This is a genomic window from Klebsiella sp. CSG-1 (assembly GCF_056521145.1).
In genome coordinates, this window is record NZ_JBWNLD010000002.1 from 407,455 (window position 1) to 425,796 (window position 18,342).

General features: G+C 55.0%; 21 protein-coding genes and 1 pseudogene. 3 read left to right on the forward strand and 19 right to left on the reverse strand.

Going from position 1 to position 18,342, the window contains the following annotated elements:
- Positions 1–11: 11 nt before the first annotated feature.
- The 5 genes from fimI to AC007G_RS06535 form a co-directional block, all read right to left on the reverse strand.
- Positions 12–551 (reverse strand): type 1 fimbrial minor subunit FimI, encoded by a 540-nt coding sequence (fimI, locus tag AC007G_RS06515; protein WP_032690841.1) that lies wholly within the window; start codon positions 549–551, stop codon positions 12–14.
- Positions 552–623: 72 nt separating this feature from the next.
- On the reverse strand, positions 624–1,172 hold the full coding sequence (gene fimA, locus AC007G_RS06520; protein ID WP_032690842.1) for a type 1 fimbrial major subunit FimA: 549 nt from the start codon (positions 1,170–1,172) through the stop codon (positions 624–626).
- 495 nt (positions 1,173–1,667) lie between these two features.
- The gene (gene fimE, locus AC007G_RS06525; protein ID WP_032690843.1) at positions 1,668–2,264 is read right to left on the reverse strand and encodes a type 1 fimbria switch DNA invertase FimE; all 597 of its coding nucleotides are present in this window, start codon (positions 2,262–2,264) and stop codon (positions 1,668–1,670) included.
- A 537-nt stretch (positions 2,265–2,801) separates the two neighbouring features.
- A complete protein-coding gene (locus AC007G_RS06530) occupies positions 2,802–3,407 on the reverse strand; it encodes a tyrosine-type DNA invertase (RefSeq protein WP_049267194.1) in 606 nt (201 codons plus the stop codon).
- Positions 3,408–4,469: 1,062 nt separating this feature from the next.
- Positions 4,470–5,081 carry a LysE family translocator gene (locus AC007G_RS06535; RefSeq protein WP_032698833.1) on the reverse strand — a complete coding sequence of 204 codons (612 nt, stop codon included), beginning with the start codon at positions 5,079–5,081 and terminating at the stop codon, positions 4,470–4,472.
- A gap of 151 nt (positions 5,082–5,232) precedes the next feature.
- Between AC007G_RS06535 and AC007G_RS06540 the strand changes: the two genes are divergently transcribed.
- The gene (locus AC007G_RS06540) at positions 5,233–5,706 is read left to right on the forward strand and encodes an Lrp/AsnC family transcriptional regulator (protein WP_032696695.1); all 474 of its coding nucleotides are present in this window, start codon (positions 5,233–5,235) and stop codon (positions 5,704–5,706) included.
- 110 nt (positions 5,707–5,816) lie between these two features.
- On the opposite strand, the gene AC007G_RS06545 is transcribed toward AC007G_RS06540, so the two are convergent.
- From AC007G_RS06545 to AC007G_RS06600, 12 genes are all read right to left on the reverse strand, one after another.
- Positions 5,817–6,062 carry a hypothetical protein gene (locus AC007G_RS06545; RefSeq protein WP_032696696.1) on the reverse strand — a complete coding sequence of 82 codons (246 nt, stop codon included), beginning with the start codon at positions 6,060–6,062 and terminating at the stop codon, positions 5,817–5,819.
- A 218-nt stretch (positions 6,063–6,280) separates the two neighbouring features.
- The gene (locus AC007G_RS06550; RefSeq protein ID WP_064793932.1) at positions 6,281–7,549 is read right to left on the reverse strand and encodes an MFS transporter; all 1,269 of its coding nucleotides are present in this window, start codon (positions 7,547–7,549) and stop codon (positions 6,281–6,283) included.
- Between the two features lie 158 nt (positions 7,550–7,707).
- A complete protein-coding gene (locus AC007G_RS06555; protein ID WP_032696699.1) occupies positions 7,708–8,202 on the reverse strand; it encodes a flavin reductase in 495 nt (164 codons plus the stop codon).
- A gap of 11 nt (positions 8,203–8,213) precedes the next feature.
- A complete protein-coding gene (locus tag AC007G_RS06560) occupies positions 8,214–9,182 on the reverse strand; it encodes a PDR/VanB family oxidoreductase (RefSeq protein ID WP_142629860.1) in 969 nt (322 codons plus the stop codon).
- A gap of 24 nt (positions 9,183–9,206) precedes the next feature.
- A complete protein-coding gene (locus tag AC007G_RS06565; RefSeq protein ID WP_032698836.1) occupies positions 9,207–9,947 on the reverse strand; it encodes an SDR family NAD(P)-dependent oxidoreductase in 741 nt (246 codons plus the stop codon).
- A 7-nt stretch (positions 9,948–9,954) separates the two neighbouring features.
- The gene (locus AC007G_RS06570; RefSeq protein WP_032698837.1) at positions 9,955–10,434 is read right to left on the reverse strand and encodes an aromatic-ring-hydroxylating dioxygenase subunit beta; all 480 of its coding nucleotides are present in this window, start codon (positions 10,432–10,434) and stop codon (positions 9,955–9,957) included.
- Complete coding sequence (locus AC007G_RS06575; RefSeq protein ID WP_032698838.1) at positions 10,431–11,738, reverse strand: aromatic ring-hydroxylating oxygenase subunit alpha; 1,308 nt, start codon at positions 11,736–11,738, stop codon at positions 10,431–10,433. The genes AC007G_RS06570 and AC007G_RS06575 overlap by 4 nt, the downstream gene beginning before the upstream one ends.
- Before the next feature lie 61 nt (positions 11,739–11,799).
- Positions 11,800–12,327: a nuclear transport factor 2 family protein gene (locus AC007G_RS06580; protein ID WP_046853485.1), complete on the reverse strand. Its 528-nt coding sequence runs from the start codon at positions 12,325–12,327 to the stop codon at positions 11,800–11,802.
- Positions 12,328–12,330: 3 nt separating this feature from the next.
- Positions 12,331–12,675, reverse strand: a complete 345-nt coding sequence (locus AC007G_RS06585) for an IacB protein (protein ID WP_077267059.1) — start codon at positions 12,673–12,675, stop codon at positions 12,331–12,333.
- Between the two features lie 19 nt (positions 12,676–12,694).
- Positions 12,695–13,861 (reverse strand): acyl-CoA dehydrogenase family protein, encoded by a 1,167-nt coding sequence (locus AC007G_RS06590; RefSeq protein ID WP_032696708.1) that lies wholly within the window; start codon positions 13,859–13,861, stop codon positions 12,695–12,697.
- A gap of 141 nt (positions 13,862–14,002) precedes the next feature.
- Positions 14,003–15,172 (reverse strand): amidase, encoded by a 1,170-nt coding sequence (locus tag AC007G_RS06595; RefSeq protein WP_142629858.1) that lies wholly within the window; start codon positions 15,170–15,172, stop codon positions 14,003–14,005.
- A gap of 359 nt (positions 15,173–15,531) precedes the next feature.
- Positions 15,532–16,002 (reverse strand): MarR family winged helix-turn-helix transcriptional regulator, encoded by a 471-nt coding sequence (locus AC007G_RS06600; RefSeq protein WP_032698841.1) that lies wholly within the window; start codon positions 16,000–16,002, stop codon positions 15,532–15,534.
- A 232-nt stretch (positions 16,003–16,234) separates the two neighbouring features.
- On the opposite strand from AC007G_RS06600, the pseudogene AC007G_RS06605 reads away from it, so the two are divergent.
- Positions 16,235–16,327 (forward strand): annotated as a pseudogene (locus tag AC007G_RS06605) (hypothetical protein); the annotation flags it as partial.
- Here AC007G_RS06605 and AC007G_RS06610 read toward each other — a convergent pair.
- A complete protein-coding gene (locus AC007G_RS06610; protein WP_032698845.1) occupies positions 16,327–16,833 on the reverse strand; it encodes a MarR family winged helix-turn-helix transcriptional regulator in 507 nt (168 codons plus the stop codon). The pseudogene AC007G_RS06605 and the gene AC007G_RS06610 sit on opposite strands and share 1 nt — an antisense overlap.
- A gap of 81 nt (positions 16,834–16,914) precedes the next feature.
- On the opposite strand from AC007G_RS06610, the gene AC007G_RS06615 reads away from it, so the two are divergent.
- Entirely contained in the window at positions 16,915–17,787 is an 873-nt protein-coding gene (locus AC007G_RS06615; protein WP_032690855.1) for an EamA family transporter, read from the forward strand.
- A 95-nt stretch (positions 17,788–17,882) separates the two neighbouring features.
- Here AC007G_RS06615 and AC007G_RS06620 read toward each other — a convergent pair whose 3' ends face one another.
- Positions 17,883–18,095 (reverse strand): YdgH/BhsA/McbA-like domain containing protein, encoded by a 213-nt coding sequence (locus AC007G_RS06620; protein WP_015585822.1) that lies wholly within the window; start codon positions 18,093–18,095, stop codon positions 17,883–17,885.
- Positions 18,096–18,342 lie beyond the last annotated feature (247 nt).

Here is an 18,342-nt window from a genome sequence, read left to right on the forward strand (position 1 = left end):
CTGCTGGTTAATTACTGATAGGTCAGAGAGAACCAGGCCTGAGCATTTGCGGCTCCGCCGGTAACCTGATGTCCGGTCGCCCGATATTTAGCGACAAAATGGAGCGTGGTGGGGCCGGTATACAGTCGTGACCAGGCGCCCGCTGGGCTGTTGAGCGGAATCAGGCGATCTTCTTTGTCGAACAGCGCGACGCCGATACCGGTTGCGATGCCGGGGCCTTCGCCAACCGAGAGCACGTCCGGATTTTTGCCATCGGCGACGCCATGAAAGGCGACACCAACCCGTTGACTGACGGCGGTGCTGCAATCCTGGAGATGAATATCGAAAGGAACAGGGTCAGTATCTTCCCCTGGCGAATGAAACCGATTGCTGCTGATCTGTCCCATGTTGACCGTCAACTGCTGGTCTCCTGCTTCAACGCGGCAGGATTCGGCAATAATGACGCCCTGAAAGCGCATATTTCCGCCGGGTAACGTCACATTCCAGTGGTTTCCGGCCAGCGCGAGCGGCGACAGTAAAAAAAACAGCAGGCCAGATTTCATTCCTTGCATCGTTATCACCCCAGTCCTGTTGTGGATAACGGGCCATCCTGGCCCGAGCTGCGTCCTTGCGTGATGAGTGAATTATTCGTATTGCACTTTGAAGGTCGCGTCGGCGTTAGCGGTACCTGCTGTTGCCGCGCCAGTCGCGTAGTAGCGAGCCTGGAAAGGAATGATGTTGGTGCCGTCGTTCAGCGTGGTTGCTGCACCGAAGGTTGCACCATCCAGCGCCAGCGGAGTCCCGGTGCTGTCGAGGATCTGTACGCCGACGTTCGTCGCGCCACCGGCCGCAGAGTTCTGCAGTGCCAGAACGGTGGTGTTGGTGCTGTCTACGGCAGTACCGGAGAAGGCAACGGAAGCTTTGGTTGCGACGGTAGTATCGCAATCATCCAGCTGGATGTTAAAACCGACCGCAGAGCTGGTGCTGCCTGCAGTAGCGAGTTTGGCTGAACGAACCTGGCCCAGTTGAACGGTCTGATCGATAGAGCCAGCATCAACGGCACAGGCCGCGTTGACCACTTCCCCTTTAAAATGCACTGTGCCGCCATTAACCGTGGTGGTGTCAGCCAGGGCCGCCGCGGAACTCAGAGACAGGGCTGACAGAACAACGATAGCCAGTGTTTTGATTTTCATGCTGTTTTCCTTTAAACAATGTCGATATTACGAACCGAAATTGGCAGTCGTCGTGCCTTCCAGGCATTCCATATATCAGCCGAATGGTTCGACTGCCGGCTCTGCGCAGTTTTCGCCCAACTGATGAGTCAATTGGGGCCATTTTGACTCATTGAGATAAATGACTGATTTTTTGGTTTTTTGAGATTTTTATTGGTGTATTGGTCTGTTTTATTGGTTTTTGTTGGGGTTATTGTCTGGTTTTTTGTTTTGAAGAAGGGCGGTCATCGGGCGAGGTCAGGGCGGATGAGATGACGGGTAAGCGGAAAGGATGAAGAGATAAGTAAAGTTTCTTAATGGTAAAATGTGATAATAATCAATCAGATGAATTTAATTTGTGAGAATATATGTACTTGCCGGTTGCAAAAGTTTGCAAAACATTTTTATGATATAAACAGTTTGGCCCCAATTGACTTGTTCATTTTTAAATTTATCCTTATTTATCAAATGAATATGTCATTTCTTTGTGCCGTGAGAATTTTCTTCAAGCAGGTTATTTCTTTCCCACAATCCTGCGAAACGCGCGGCATTGCTGGCGGTATAACGCACTGTATGCCGAATATTGCGATGACCCAGATAATCCTGAATTAAACGTGTATCTGTGCCTCTTTCCGCAAGTTCATAGCCGCAGGCATGGCGCAGCATATGCGGGTGAGTATGGGTGGCGGTTCCGGCCTCTTCGCCGGCGCTACGAATAATCCGATAGGCCTGCTGGCGGGAAAGCTGAGTGCCCCGGAGGGAAATAAAAATCGCATTGGTTTTTTGTGCCGCCTTCCAGCCGGCGCGAACCTGGGTCCAGCGCGCAATGGCTTCCAGCTCGTCGAATCGCAGCGGGTGGATGGTCGAAAATCCATTCTTCAACCGACGGACGTTGATGCGACCCTCATTGAGGTCAAGATCGCGATAGTGCAGATCGAGCAGTTCGCTGATGCGCATCCCGTGACGAAAGGCCAGCAGGATAAGACAATAATCCCGCTCTCCGGTTGGACCCTGCCGTGCCGCCTGCATCATTGCCTGAACTTCTTTGGCGGTAAGAAAACGACGTCGATTCACAATACAATGCTCCTGAAATTAATTTGCACAAAGACAGCGCCCTGAAGCAATTATCAGGACGGTTAAAAAATAATCCGCAGTGTTAAAGGCGTATTATATGAAGGCACAGATACAGTTCATTCTTCACGTTGCCATGATGTTGGCGCTGCAAAAATAGATGGTCACATTACATTTACACATAGTTAAAATATAGCTACACGACAATTCTTATTTTTATAGATTTTATGGCATATCACAATAGCGGCATCAAGGCTTCACGCCAGGTACATCAAATCACAGGGAAAAAAGTTAATGAAGAGATGGCTTTGGACGGAAAATATAATGCTGAATGGTTTAACCAAACAATAAATAACGAATTGAAATCCTGAATATTTACAAGGATATCAGCAGGAAACGTATTATGAATGAAGTAAGAACTTGTGGGAACAATAATCGTAACTAACGCATGGTTAATATTTATTAATGTGTTCAGCGACAGCTGTTCATTTTCACGCCATCGCGAGTATCAGGCGTCAACTCCTTTTGACGCCTGGACCGTCATTGCAAAATGCTGTGACGCTGCTTCTCTTTTGCATTGTCCCAGATGCCGTAAAAACGCCCGGCATTGCTCGCGGTATACCAGACGGTATGGCGGATATTTCGGTGGCCAAGGTAGTCCTGAATAAGGCGGGTATCGATACCCATATTCGCCAGCGCAAATCCGCATGAATGGCGAAGCATATGGGGATGAATTTCAATCGTTAATCCGGCGGCGCCTCCGGAGGAGGATATAATCTGGTAAAACTGTTGGCGGGAAAGAGGATTACCTTTGCGCGATAAAAACAGCCATTCACTGTCGGCATGCGGATAGGCTTTTCGAATATCCAGCCAGTTTTTCAATGCCTGTATTTCTTTATTGAGTAAAGGATGGGTAGTGGAAAAACCTTTTTTAAGACGATGGATGTAAATACACTTAGAACGTAAATCAATATCAGAGATTTGCAGGCGACAAATTTCGCTGGCGCGAAATCCATGAATAAAACAGAGTAAGGTCAGGCAATAGTTTCGGGCAGCATGTGCCCCGGTGTTCGCTGCTTTAAGAAGCGACTCAATCTCATTCTGAGTAAGGAAGTTCCTTTTTTTGATATCGGCATTATTCTTCATTATATTCCCTTTTAATTGCAGGCGTGCATTACGAACTATTCGTTGTCGTCAGGCCAGTATTGTTGTCCGATTGAACATCTTTTCGCTTATATTTCGCCATCGCGCCAGGTGCTTTTAAAACGTGTAACGTACTCCAGCTTGTATCAAGCTGAACCGGGTCATCAGAAGGCAGGTATTTAGTTGAATCATGAAGTATCTCCATGCTCTGGAACCAATGACTTCATGTAATGCAATGAATTAAATCTATTTTTGTTAAACAATGACGCTGTTCCTGGGGGGGAGCATGTCCCGATCATCCTTCATTCCTCCTGGTTGCGCACGCCGGGGATACAGGGGCGCAAGGCATCGCTCTGGCGCTAGCCCAACGGATATCGACATCCTGATACATGCCGCGCTGCCATGAGCTATCACGATTGGCGGATCTCTCAGCAGCCGGGAATGGATAAATCATCTCCGGGTTCTCCCTTGTCGCTTCAGCGCAGGTTGAATGATTTTTGTGTCTGGTCTGGTAATAATTAAATGCCCGTTAACCGCTGCCATTCCTCACAAAAGTGAATTCGGCTCTGGCCTGGTGAATATTCCGCGAAGCACTTCGCAGAACGCGAAGAACGATATACTCGCCTGGGTAGCATTCACCGCATCACTACAACAGCGATTAAACCATACTGCAAAATTATGTTTGAGAATAGTAATAATAAGCCCGGAGACACCAGCGTCCCCTCACCACGGGGCTTAATTTCGGCACAGGGCCGGAGGGCGATTTCGTAAGCGTAGCGCGCTGAAAATGGCGGAGGTCAGGGGTTTACTGGAGTTATTTAACGCCTTTTGCTTGGGGATTTTGGCTATCTTGTTGTTTGTTAAGCCGGTGTTTTGGGGGGTTATGAGGATTACTGGAGTTATCTGGAGTCTTTCCCCGGTATCTGAGGGAAACGATGTTTTCCACGGCGAATAGATTCAAATCCTTGCCGCGAAATATTCAGACAGAGCGATGGCCCCCTGTCGAGAGGGCACAAATAACTTAAACCGGCGTGAATCTATTTTGTTCATCCGGCGTCGGCGGCGTTATTTCAGCTGGCTGCAGAATAGCAGGATGGCTATCGCCACCATCATCGCTCCGGAGGTCATGCTGACTCTTCTTGCCACCTCTGGCCGGTGGGTTAATAGCCTTTTTGACCCGTAGCCAACCAGGAAATAGATCAGTGTACAGGTCAACAGGTGAATGCTCCCCAGGGCCGACATTTGCAGCGCGACCGGCCAGCGGCCTGCAGGATCGGTAAATTGTGGCAACAGGGCGAGGAATAAGAGAAAGACTTTTGGATTCAGCCCGCTAATACATAACCCTTTTAGCGCCCAACGGTTCCAGCTTCCGGCCTGCTGTGTTGCGGCGCCAGGCGTGGCGGGGTGACGCAAAATCGCGATCCCCAGCCACAGCAGATAGGCTGCGCCCAGCAGAGTGATCAGCGACAGCACCAGCGGGTGGCCGGTGACGGCTACGCCGATCCCGGCGATCACGATAATGGCCGCCAGCAGATGCCCGGACATCAGTCCGATCACCGCAGGAAGCACCCGTTGTCCGTGGATGCCGGCGCTAATGGTATAGGCCCAGTCGGCACCGGGGGTGATGATCAGCAGGAAGGAGACAACCCAGAACCCGGCGATAAAACTCATCTCCATGACCGGCTCTCTCCACCGTGTTTCAAGGTATTGCGCATAACGATCTCCCGTCCGTATCCGTGTGCTGTAGAGGAAAAGAATATCGGGATTTCCGGGAAATAAGTTTTCAATGTTATGCTTAAAACCTCCTGTTTAAGAGAAAATCTTCCAAATGGATAGCATAGATCGAAAAATTATTGCTGAGCTGCAATCCGATGGTCGTCTGTCGATTACCGAGCTGGCTGAACGGGTCAATTTGAGCCTCTCTCCCTGTCATCGACGGCTGCGGGCGTTAGAGCAGGATGGGGTTATTACCGGCTATCGGGCCAACCTCGATCCCCTGAAAATGGGCTTTAATTTCCTGGCCATCGTGTTTGCGACCTTAAAAGAGGGTGATAAAAAAGCGGTGAGCGCGTTTGAAGAGGCGGTTGAAGAGATCCCCCAGATCGTGCTGGCTCAGCGGCTGTTTGGCGATCCGGACTATCTGATGCACGTGGTCACCCGGGATCTCCCGGCGTTTCAAAAACTCTATGATGACAAGCTCTCGGCGATGCCCGGCGTGCAGCATTTGCGATCGACGCTGGTGATGAAAACCGTGGTCCAGGATCGCCCCTTTCCCCTGGAAAGCTTAAACCTGACGCGTTGATCCGCCCGCAGGCAGGCCGGCATTGCTGATAAGGGGGGAGGCGTTGCGCTGAATCTCAAGGGGCAGGGGAAGGCGGGCGCGGTAACCACGCCTGCCCGTTCGCGCTTAACTTACCATTTTTCGTCGCGCGCATCCTGGCGGCCATCGCGGCGGTTATCGCGTTTATCCTGGCGGCAGCTGGCGTTGCTTTGATTGTTATCTCTGACGCACTGCTGTTTGGCATCGCGTCCGCCCTGGCGTGAATCCTGGCGGATGTCGCGTGAGTCCTGACGGTTATCACTGCGGTAAGTCGCCTGAGCCGAGAGGGTCGGCAGCAACAGCGCTGCGGTAACCAGAGTGAGAATGAGTTTTTTCATAAATATTGCCTTTCTGATAAACCAAACATACTGATATATGAATAATAATTAGGCGTTATTGTGGCGTGGATATATTTTTTATCTCTCGGCAATAAGTGCCTGTTTATCCATTGTTTTGTTTAAAATTAAATTTATCAGAGTGGCGACAGGCGTTAGCCTCAGCCGGCGGTTCGGGTTGCCGGATCAGCGCGCATCCCTGCGGACCGAACCGCGGATGTTTACAGCGCCGGCTGCTGTTGGCGCGGCGTCGCGGGCTGACGAATACTGAACAGCGCCACCAGGGCCAGCAATGCAAAGGCCAGCAGCATCAGCGCCACGGGGACGTAGCTGTCCCATTTCATTAAAAATGCGACCGCCAGCATCGGACTTATCCCGCCGGAGATAACGGCGCCAATCTCGTGGCCCAGCGCCAGACCGGTATAACGGACTTCTACCGGAAACAGTTCCACCATCATGCACGGCTGGGCGGCGATCATCGCCCCGTGACACACCGGCAGCGCCAGCAGCATCGCCAGCAAAATCGCCGGGAAGCTATGCATGTGTAGCAGCCAGAAGAACGGGAAGGCGACCAGCGCCATGCCCGTCACGCCAATATAGTAGAGCGTTTTCCTGCCGATACGGTCCGACAGCCAGCCCCAGCCGAGAATCGTGGCGATCTCCACCGTCATGGCAATGGTCACGGCGGCGATCACCTGACTGGTCTCAATGCCGATATGTTTGCAATAGACCACGGAAAAGGTGAAAAAGATGTAGACCGCGCCGTTTTCCGCCAGCCGCAGACCAATGGCCTGCAAGATCGCTTTCGGGTGATGTTTAAAGGCGCTGAGCACCGGCAGCTGTATCTCCGTGGACTCATTTTTTCGGGCGACAAACTCGGCATTTTCCTCAATGTTGCGCCGGATATAGACGCCGACCAGAAAGATAAACAGGCTCAGCAGGAAAGGGATGCGCCACGCCCAGGCCAGCACATCTTCCTGCGGCAGCAGTTGCACCAGATAAAAAGCCAGCGAAGAGAGTACAAATCCGCCGGACACCCCCACCTGGCTCCAGGCGGTGTAGTAGCCTTTTTGCTGCGCCGGGGCATTCTCACTCAGCATCAGGACGCCGCCGCCCCATTCGCCGCCGGAGGCGACGCCCTGGATAAAACGCAAGGTAATCAGGGCGATCGGCGCCAGAATACCGATGTGTTCATAGGTTGGCAGCAGACCAATCAGAAAGGTACTGGCGCCCATTAACGTCAGGGTGATGATCAGGGTCATTTTACGGCTGTATTTATCCCCGAGATGACCAAAGGCGATGCCGCCCAGCGGCCTGGCGATAAAGCCGATGGCAAAACCGGAAAAGGCCAGAAAGGCCCCGAGCAGCGGATCATCGGTTGCCGGAAAGAACAGGGGACCGAAGACCAGCGCCGCCGCCGTGCCGTAAAGGAAAAAGTCATACCATTCCAGGGAGTTACCCAGAAAAGAGCCGATAATCAATTTGCGCATTGATTGGGGAGTGCTCACCGGCGTATCGCTTGCAGTTCCAGACATCACATCTACTCCAGTACAGGTGAAAAGAGGGCGCCGACGAGCTGGCGCCATGATGCAACCCGAAGCTTATGGGGCGGCATTATGCGATAGGGTATTTTTCGTCAGGGTGAACCTTAGCGGTACGGCTGCGCGCTAAGGGTATGGAACTGGCGATTGAACCACACCAGCCCGTCGCCGGCCTGGTGATGACGAATCTGTCTGACCTCGCAATAAAACACGCTGTGACTGCCCACTTCATGGCTGGTGGATAGGGTGCAGTCGACGCTGGCGACGGCAGTAGCCAGCACCGGCGAACCGGTTTCCAGCGTCAGCCACTGCTCGTGTAAAAAACGCTCTTCCGAACGCAGCTGGCTATTGGCGAAGATAGCGGACAGGTTTTGATGCTGACCAGAGAGCACGTTGACGCACAGCACGCCGTTCTCTTTAAATTTGGCATGGGCGAAAGAAGAACGGTTCATACAGACCAGCAGCGTGGGGGGGGAATCGGTGACGCTGCATACGGCGGAGGCGGTAAAGCCAAAGCGGCCTGCCGGGCCATCGGTGGTGATAATGGTGATGGCGCTGCCCAGCTGTGCCATGGCGTTACGGAAATCAGATGTCAGGTTCATAGCGGTATCCGTTATTTCAGTTTGACGTATTCGAAGCTTTCGATAACCAACCGGGGCGTTTTGGCCCGCGAACAGCACAGCAGAATCTGGTCGTTATCTTCGCGTTCTTCATCGGTTAAATACTCGTCGCGGTGATCCGGCACGCCGTTGCACACATTGGCGAGACAGGTTCCGCAGACCCCCTGTTCGCAGGAGACTTTGACCTTGATCCCCGCTTTCTGCAGCGCGGCGACAATGGTTTCGTCCTCCCCGACGGTAACGGTGACGCCCAGCCCGGGGACATCGACGGTAAAGCTGGCGCCGCCGGTTTCCACTTCCCGGTTAAAAAACTCCTGATGCAGTCGTTCGGGTGGATAACCGCAGCCGCGCGCCGCATCGGCGATCCCGTCCATAAACCCTTCCGGGCCGCAGACGTAAACGTGAGCGGCGGCGTGGTGCGGGGCCAGCACCTCGTGAGGACGGATTTTTTGCCCTTCCTCGCTGATGTGCAGATGGACGCGGTCGCTAAAAGGGCAATCCGCCAGCTCGTGCAAAAAGGCCATCCCGTCGCGGCGCCGCCCGCAATAATGGATAGCGAAAGATTTTCCGGCGCGGAACAGCGTATCCGCCATCGCCAGCATCGGCGTAATCCCGATCCCGCCGCCAATCAGCAGGCTGTGGCTGGCATCCATCTCAAGCGCAAACAGATTGCGCGGCGGGCCGATGGTCACCGTGGCGCCGACCTGGAGCCGATGCGCCGCCAGCGATCCCCCGCGCGATGTCCGATCCTTGAGAATGCCCAGGCGATACTGCTGCGGGTGATGAGGGCTGCCGCACAGTGAATACTGGCGGACGATCTCCTCCCCGAGATAGAGATCGATATGCGCCCCGGCGCTAAATGGCGGCAGGGGCGCGCCGTCCAGCGAGGTCAGGGTCAGGACCACCACATCGGTGCCCTGGATTTCGCGTTCTGCGACGCGTACGGTCAGTGTTTCAGCCATCTTTCTTCTCCACCCTGACAGGGCTTAACGCATATAGATGCCGCCGTTGATATCCCAGGTCGCCCCGGTGATAAAGGTGGCGGACGGATCGGCCAGGAGTTCTACCGCGCGGGCGACCAGCAGCGGATCGCCCAGGCGTTTCATCGGGATCATTTCCAGCAGCGCCGGCATTTTTTCTTCCGGCACCGCCGCATGAACGGACGGTAAATCGAGCGGGCCGGGGGCAATGGCGTTGACGCTGACCCCGGCGGCGCTCAGCGCGCGGGCAAACACTTTCGTCAGCGTCAGGATGCCGCCTTTCGAGGCCGCATAATGGGCGCCGGAGGCGGTGCCACCGTTTTGTCCCGCCAGCGAGGCGAGATTGATAATGTTGCCCTGTCGGCGTTGACTAAAATAACGGCCGACAATCTGACAGCCGAGAAAGGTGCCCCGCAGATTGGTGCTGGTGACGCGATCGAACTCCTCTACGGAGATCTCCATGATCGGCGTGGTCAGCGTGAGCGCCGCGTTGTTAACCAGCACATCCAGCCCGCCAAATCGTTCGTCGATCCACGCCAGCGCAGCGTGAAAGTGTTCGGGTTCGCGGATATCCAGCGCCAGGGGCAGCAGGCGCTGCCCCTCGGCATCGATCTGCCGGGCGCCCTCGCCCGCGGCGTCGATGGCGATATCCGCCATCGCCACCTGATAACCCAGCTGCCACAGATGGCGGCTAATCGTCAGCCCGAGGCCGCTGCCGGCGCCGGTTATGAGTACGGTTCTTGTCATTGCAGCCTCACAGGATGTAGCCAATGCTATGCAGATAATCGTCGCCGTTAATCAGCCGGATGACCTTCTGCGCGATAAGAAAGCGCTCGCCCTGCGGCACCAGGGTGTAGCTCAGGTCGGCGACGTAATGGTGTTCTTTGCCTTTGCGGTACTCATACAGAAACTGGGCGCAGCGGATCTCGACACGCTGGTCGCTGGCCTCGATCAGGCGGTGGCGGCCGGTCATGCGGATGGTACGTGCGCGGGGCGTCGTCGAGATCGACTCGCCGCTGTACAGACGATGGACGCGCTTCTCGCGCATGGCCTGGTTGTCATAGGCGTAATTCAGCGCGTTGGCGAAATCGGTCGTCTGCCGATCGACAGGAATAATGTACATTCCCTGCGGCTGCCACAGCGCCAGCCACTCGCGGAATTCGCCCTGGTCGAGCAGGTCCGCCTCCTGATTAATAAAGTGAATGGCGGCGGTTAAGGTCCGTTGTGCGCTCATTTTTGCCCCCGGTTTTCTGCGGTCATGTACTTTTTCCACTGCTGATAGGCGGCACGCATGCCGGTTTCGGCGCTGACGTCGCTGCGCAGCCCATCGGCGGTGCGCGTCTCTCCCGGCAGGCCGCGATTGAGCATGATCCACAGATCGTTGCCCGCGCCGCCGCCGCGCTGGACGCGCTCCCAGGCTTCAGAATCATCCGGCGTGCCAAAGCCCATTGGCCCCTGGAAGTGTTCATGCATCCGCAGTCGCGCCTGGTTGGCAATCGCCGGGCCATCTTTCATCGTCAGCACCACGTGGTGGATTTCGGTCTCTTGCACCGAGACGGGTTGCAGCACGCGAAAGAACGCCATCGAGCAGGCAACGTTGGGGAACAGGTTCAGGTTGAAGCCGCTGCCGCCCACTGCGCGGACGATGCGGCGCACCTGCTGCTCTTCGTGGCCCTCTTCGCGCAGCGCCTGAGCCAGTTCAAGGAAGCGATCCGGCACCGGCGCATCGAGATTCTCTTCAAGGTCAATCAGTTCCGGGATCATCACCATCACGCTGTGGCCGTTCCCGAGGTCTTCGACAAAACCTTTGCCGTCAACGAAGTTGAGCATCTCTTCCGTCTGCTTATCGACGGAGCTCAGGAAGGACTTATGTACGACGGGAAAGTGATAGCCATCGGTGGTATTTTCCAGCTGAATCTTCCAGTTGCCGGGGAAGCGGAAGCGGTGGGCGGTGGTGGCCTGCAGCGGGTAGCCGGCCCCTTGTTTCATAAACAGATCCATCCACTTCATGGCCGGTCCGAGGAAATCGGTCAGCGGTTCCATCTGTCGGTTGAAGGTGGCGAAAATCATCCCCGCGTAGCTTTCGCTGCGTAGGCGCACCATGCCGAGCTGCTCTTTCTCCAGGGTATCGCCATAGCTTTCCGGATGCGGTACGCCGCGCAGGGCACCGTCGAGACCGTAACCCCAGCCGTGATACGGGCAGACAAAGCTGTTGGTTTTGCCGCTGCGGTGTTCGCAGACGGTGGCGGCGCGGTGGCGACAGCGGTTCAGCAGGACGTTGATATTGCCTTTGCGATCGCGTACCACGATGACCGGCTGCGTTCCGACCATGGAGGACTTAAAGCTGCCCGCGTCGGGGACTTCACTTTCGTGCCCGACCCAGACCCAGGTCTGGTTAAAAATCTTCTCAATCTCCAGGGCGAAAATGTCGCCGGAGGTATACAGCGAGGTATGAACCCGGTCGGACTGAACCAGGGCGCCCAGCGTGGCGGCGTCGTAGCCGCTCTCAATATTTTTTACCGGAATACATTCAGACATTGCTTAATCTCCTGAGTCTCGGTGATGCTTCAGTGGGCAGATGTATCGGCTGCGCGCTGAATCATTCCGGGGACCGCGTAGCGTCGGGTACGGGTAAATCCACCGGCGAGTGCCAGTAATCCACCGGGCGACTCCATAAGTTACGGGTGGTGAAATGGTCTATGAGCCAGCGTTCGCCTGCTTTTTTAAAGCGAATCACCAACTCTGCGCTGTTGAGATGCGACCCTCCGGCGCGAAAGGTGGAAACCTGCAACATTTTCCAGCGCCCAATGGCCTCATTCTCCGCACCAATATCAATATGTTCGGACGTTAAATAATGAACGTTGATGGCAAAGTGTGCGGGCTCGCTAATATAACGGGCCATCATTTGGGCAATGTTTTTTCGCCCGGAATAACGCCCCAGTTTGTTTTGGTATAAACTGCCGAGGCCTTCCCAGATAGCATCTTCACAAAATAAGTCCGCAATTTCCTGAGCGATATCCGGATAAGATAAATCGTCACATAAATGCATATATTGACTCATCAGGTTGCGAATCTGATTGGCCGCTTCGAGTTTATCCAGACGCTGCAGACACTTTTCCAGATTCATGAGTTACGCCTGAATAATTAATTCGCGCCCGGTTCGGGCTTCAACTTTGCAATATTTCCACAACCGGTCTGGCCCCGGGCCGACCTGAATGCTGCGGAACAGATTGCAGGCGGCGGTGACGGCGTCAAAATCATGCGCATCGGCGAGGACGTAGGTGGTCCACGGCCAGCCGGTAGACGGCCCGACCATCACCCGATCGTCATCCATATTGCCGATCACCTGAATACCGTCAGTGTGTTCGATACCTTTCATCATCTCGCCAAACGCGGCCCAGACCTGTTTGCCGACCTCCGGGGTGGCATCGAAAAAGTTTTGATTTACGCCAATACAAAACAGAACGCGGATCATCGTCATACTCCTTAAAGGGTTATAAATAGCCGGGCAGCGGCGGGTGGCCGAAGAACATATTTCCGGCGTTGATATAGGTCAGTTCGCCCATAAAGGCGTGCTGAGTGATGACCATGGTGTCGCGGGCGTAGCGCTGGAGCGGGCTGCGCATGGTAATACCGGGCATTCCGGCCAGCCTGAGCGCGCGGGTGGTCACCGATGAAGAGACGCGGGTCACGTGCGTCGATGACAGGCGCAGGGCGTTGATCATCCCTGCATCGGGCTCATCGCCGCGTAAAATGACCTGCCAGACATCGTCGATGGCATCGTAAAACCAGCAGCGGGCCGAGCGCAGCTCCGCTTCACAGTGGGCAATATCCATCTGCGCAAACTGGCGATCGGCCAGACAGGGGGCGCCGGTGACCGAACTCTGACGTTCGGCGATGGTATAGATTTCGGACAGCGCGGCGCGGGCGATGCCCAGCGCTACCACCGAGAGTACCTGCGTCGCCAGCGACAGCACCGGGTAGCGGTAGAGGGCGCCGTCGAGATTGAGTTCGCCGCCGCGAATAAAGGTCCACTCCTCGGGGACAAACGCCTCCTTGAGCACCACATCATGACTGCCGGTCCCCGCCAGACCGACGGTATTCCACACCGGATCGATGGTGAAGCGACCGGCGGGGAGGACCGCGATACGCGGCAGTGGGCGAGCGGAGCCGTCGTCAGGCAGAATGCCGACGCCAATCAGTTCGGCGCCGGTACAGCCGCTGGCGAAGCTCCAGCGCCCGCTGACCTGAAAACCGCCGTCCTGAGCGATGGCTTTCTGCGGGGGAAAAATAGCGCCGGCAAACACCACGTCCGGGCCGTGGCGATAGATCTCATCCAGCGTACTGAGCGGCAGGCCGCCGAGGTAGAAGGGGTTCATGCCAAAGCTGGCGACCCATCCGGCGGAACCGTCGGCGGTGGCGATGGTCTCAATCAACTGACAGAACTCGGCAGGCGAGATTTCATCGCCGCCATATTGCGCGGGCACCAGCGCACGATAAACTCCAGCCTGTTTAAAATGCGAAATAATATCGTCAGAGATATAGCGTTGTTGTTCGAACTCCTCGCTGCGCTTTTTTAATTCGCCGAGCAATGCGCTGAATTCACTATTACTGGCGTACGGGGTCTTTTCCGCACGCAGAGTTGCAGATGGGTTTAACATGCGACTGTGCCTCTTCCAGTTAAATAGAATAAATATTTATCTCCGTCATATTGCTGATTGCCGGTGCGCGGGCGATATTTATTTCACTTAGCCATGGAGTGGCCGCGGCACGGTAAAGCAGATTATTCAGGATGTATTATTTTATTTGCTCTGCGAGTCTGACGGGTATTGCAGTTTTGCCATCAGAGATTCAGCAAAACAGAGTAATTCATATTCTTTATTTTTCCCGGCAACTATTTGCAGGGCGACCGGCCGCTGGTTTAACTCGCCAACGGGAAGCGTCAGCGCCGGATGACCGCTTAAATTGAACGGACGCACCAGCCGGGTCAGGTTCACTACATTGAGTGGATTCACCGCCTCTTCCAGCGTCGGCGGGCAGGCCGGCAGCGTCGGCAGTAAAAGAAACGGTGTGCGGGCGAGTTGCGCATCGACAGCCTCGGTAAAGGTCTGACGAATGCGCTCTGCCGCCTGGCGCTGGTGCGGACTGATTTCCGCGCCGGCGCGCAGGCGCACGGCGACATCCTCGGCCAGTTCGGGCTTCTCAGCGAGAGACTGAAACGCCTGCCAGTTCTCCTGGGAGATGATCGTCAGCCCTGCCTGATGCGCCTCGGCGAATGCCGGCAGCGTCGCGTCTGCGGGAAAAATTCCCGCCTGCGCCAGACGGGCGCGAATCAGCTGTTCAATGTCCGCCGTGGCGTGGCCGAAGAGAAAGGCCGTGGCCGTCTGGCACGCGCTGACGGCCGGGGTGATTTCGCCTGGGAGCCGCGCCAGCACCTGCCGTAACGTGGTGACATCGCGACTGAAAAATCCCACGCAGTCCAGCGAACTGTCGGTCGGCATCACCCCTTGACGGCTCACTCGCCCCCAGGTCGGCTTCAGGCCGACGATGCCGCAGCAGGCGGCAGGCATCCGCACGGAACCCCCGGTATCGGTGCCAATTGCAAAATCGACCTCTCCGGCGGCCACCACGGTTGCCGAACCGCTCGACGAACCGCCAGGAATCAGCGCCGGGTAGCGCGGGTTGATCGGCGTTCCGCTCCAGGCGTTGATCCCGGTAACGCCAAAGGCCAGCTCATGGAGCGTCGTTTTCCCTCGCAGCTGACAACCGCTATCGAGCAGCTGTTGAATCACCGCCGCATGCGCCGTCGCCTCCGGGGCATCTTGCAGCACCGGGCTACCGGCACGAGTGGGATAGCCGGCGATATCGAGAGTATCTTTGGCGGCAAACGTCAGCGCGCCGCTACCCAGCGTAAAGCGCGAGATAAACCCGGAACGGGAGGATGTCATGCCTGCACGATGTTCATTAGCCATGGTTCACTTTTCCGTTTAACGATGACGAGTGAAGGACGAATGTATAAAAAACAGACTGAATTGAATCTGAGATAATCTTGTCATTAAAACTTGAAACTTCAAGTAATTTGTAACGTATTTTTCACATCATTTTGGGCTATAAGAACATTTTATAAACAAATAAAAAATTTTAATTTATTGATTTTTATATATATTTTCAGTGTCTATATTTTAATCTCTTGAGGGGGCTCACAAAATAAACCGCAAAATATAAGTTAAAAAAATGATAAAAAAGCGTGCGAAAAACGAAGGGTAGGGGGAGAAAACGCTAATAGCCTTTTATTTAAAAAGGCTATTAGCGTGCCTGCGGAAGAGGGCGATCAGTCATTGAGGTTGTGCAGCAGCAGGGAGAGAACGTGGTTCATTTTCTTTTCTTGCGCGGGGGTAATGCCCTTAAATGCCCGGGCGAACACTTTTTGACTCAGTACTTTGGCCTCGGCGACCTTTGCCTGGCCTGCGGGGGTGAGTTCCGCTTCCGTGACCCGACCATCGCTGGCGCTGACGTGGGTCGTCAGCAGCCCATCTTCACGCAGGCGCCCCACGATTTTGGTGACGGTGGGCATTTTACTGACGGCGTATTCGGTGATGCGGGAGATACTGGCTCTGTGGTACTGATGGACCAGCATCAATACCCGGAAGCGGGAAAGATCGATGTCGATTTTTTTTAATTCGATTTCCATCAGCTGCGTATACTTTGCATAAACATTGACCACCCAGAAGAAGGGGAACTCTTCTTTATGAAAGCGGCTCTCGTGGCTGTCTGGTTGCGCTGATGCGTTATTATGTTCCACAAGCCTCTCCTTGCCCGACGACGGTAGAATGGGCAGATGGTATGCGTATTTGACGGGCATTGCAAAATGCAATCTGCGGACAATATAGCAGGCTGGCGGCGATGCTCACCGCTACCGCCAGGCGGAAATTCAGATTCATTTAATGGTAGAAATGATGACAACTCGCACGCTACCCGCGTGAACGGGCGATCGGCCCGTTTGCCTGGGATGACGGTCGCCTGAAATGGCTGCTGCCGGCGGCGTCCTTCTGATTCTCTTTGCCTGCGTGCTGTTTCTGACCGTGATCCCGATGAGCGCCAACGGCGATTATATTGCTGCCGGTTGTCAGGGCTCTTCCAGCAGGCGCATAAAGACCTTCAGCGCCCGATCCAGCTGCTGGCGCTGCTCCGTGGAGAGTCCGGCCAGCAGCTGGCGTTCGTTTTCCACGTGGCTTTCCACAGCCTCATCGATCCGCTCGCGCCCCGCTTCGGTCAGGGCGACCAGCAGGCTCCGCGCATCGTCAGGGGCCGGTAAACGGGTAATAAAGCCGCGTTTTTCCAGCGCCTTAAGCCGATGCGTCATGGTGCCAGAGGTGATCATCAGCGTAGAGAAAAGCTGGGTCGGGGAGAGGATAAACGGCGAGCCTGCCCGACGAAGGGTGGCCAGCATGTCAAACTCCCAGCGCACCAGATCGTGACGGATAAAGGCGGACTCTACGCGCGGCTCCAGCAGCAGAGCGCAGCGCTTCAGGCGCCCGATGGGGCCCATCGGGCTGCAGTCCAGATCCGGGCGCTCCCGTTTCCACTGTTCAAGAATACGATCGACGGCATCAGCCTGCGATGATTTGTCCAATTGTGCCTACTTATCTTGATATCAAGACATCTGTCGTTACATACTTTAGCGACTAATTTACCTTGATGTGAAGATAAAATCATGACCTTTTTCTCACGCTCTCCCGTTATTGATTTGCTGTTGACCGCCCTGGCTCCGGCTATCTGGGGGACGACCTACATTGTCACCTCCCAGTTTTTACCCCCGGACAGACCTTTTATTGCCGCGCTGCTGCGGGTGCTGCCCGCAGGGATTGCGCTGCTTATCTGGTGCCGCCGTTTTCCTCTGCGCAATGAGTGGTGGAAGCTTATTGCTACCGGGATCCTCAATATTGGCGCTTTTCAGGCGCTGCTGTTTATTGCCGCTTACCGGTTACCAGGGGGGCTGGCGGCAGTGATTGGGGCAATTCAGCCGCTGCTGGTCATGATGCTGGCGTGGTGTGTCGACAGGCAGCGCTCGCCGTGGGTGGCGGTGCTCTCGGCAGTCACTGGCATTATCGGCATGGCGCTGCTGCTGCTGTCGCCGCATACGGTGTTGGATCCGCTGGGGATCATGGCGGCGTTTGCAGGCGCGGTCAGCATGGCGCTGGGGACCTGGCTGTCTCGCCGCTGGGCGATTTCGCTACCGGTGGTGGCGCTGACCGGCTGGCAATTGCTGATTGGCGGCGTGGTACTGGCTCCCGTTGCATGGCTGGTGGATCCGCCGCTACAGGGGGTGACGTTGACCCAGGCGGTTGGCTATCTGTGGCTCTGCGTGGCCGGTGCGATGCTGGCCTATGGGCTGTGGTTCCGCGGGATTAGCCGTCTCCCATCGGTCGCTGTCTCAGCACTCAGCCTGCTGAGTCCGGTGACGGCAGTGCTTCTGGGCTGGATCTTTCTTGGACAGAAGATAGAAGGGGGGGCGCTGGTGGGGTTAATCGTGGTGTTGCTGAGCGTACTGTCAATACAGCGCGCATTAACAAAAAAAGCCCCATAAAGGGGCCCGACATTGCAGCATGGTTATTGTGAATCGGGAGCGAAACGAGCCGCCGTAAGGCGGCCTGTCCGGCAGCTCCCTCTGCAACCATTCTCTTATTTGGACAGCTCAGCGGTCATATGAACCTGGTTACCGGTATAGGCTTCGGTAATGTGGTAAGACGCGCCTTGATCTTTAGCGATGGTCGCAATTTTAGCTTCTGCGCTATCCAGGGTATCAGCCGTTACGCTGACCGGGTGCTGAGCGAAGCTGGCGAAAGAAACCAGAGAGAGCATACCGGCAGCGGCAAGTAATTTTACGTTTTTCATGGTGTTTTTCCTTTTAACTTTTTAGGTGGAAAGCGTTGTGCTTTCGATGGGTTTATAATAAGCCTGCTAACTATAACCAGCGTTGCAAAAAGTGCGATTTAGATCACACTTTTATGGCAGTAAGATGACGAATCTTTAAGGGTGTCTTTATTTTTTAATTAAAAAACAATGCGTTGATCGTTTTCTTGCGACCCTCATGAATTAAAAAAATATGGCTATTGCCATGCGTTTTTTTGAAAACCGTCGC